The 440-nt window shown below is 73.6% G+C and carries 1 protein-coding gene; it reads right to left on the bottom strand.

Annotated features, from left to right (window positions below):
* Nucleotides 1-440: pyridoxamine 5'-phosphate oxidase family protein (locus I6F33_RS38000; protein WP_225145802.1), on the bottom strand; the 440-nt coding region annotated here is incomplete at both ends.

Genomic DNA, 440 nt, shown 5'->3' on the forward strand with positions numbered 1-440 from the left:
GCGCCGGCTTCACCCCGCCCTCGGCCAGCTCGCCGAAGAACGGGGCCGAGCGCACGATCGTCGCGCGACCGTTGACCCGCAGCACGTCCTCCTTGCCGGGCACCACGAACAGCATCCCCACGCGCGGGTGCCGCAGCAGGTTCCGCATCGTGTCCAGCCGCCGGTTGCCGGGCCGGTCGGCGAAGGCCAGCGCGCGGTTGTCGTCGAAGACCAGGACGCTGCCGGCCGGGTCGCCGCGCGGGGACAGGTCGAGGCTGCCGTCCGGCGCGGTCGTCGCGACGAAGTACAGCGTGGCGGCGTCGATGAACTTCCGGCTCAGCCCGTCGATCCCGGCCAGCCCCTTCGCGGCGATCACCGGCGCGGGCGGGCTGACCACCTCGCGCAGTTCCGCCTCGCTGGTGACGACTTCGGCGTCCTCGGGGCGCCAGACGGTCATGAAC

The sequence above is a fragment of the Bradyrhizobium sp. BRP20 genome (genome assembly GCF_020194215.1).
Classification (GTDB): domain Bacteria; phylum Pseudomonadota; class Alphaproteobacteria; order Rhizobiales; family Xanthobacteraceae; genus Bradyrhizobium; species Bradyrhizobium yuanmingense.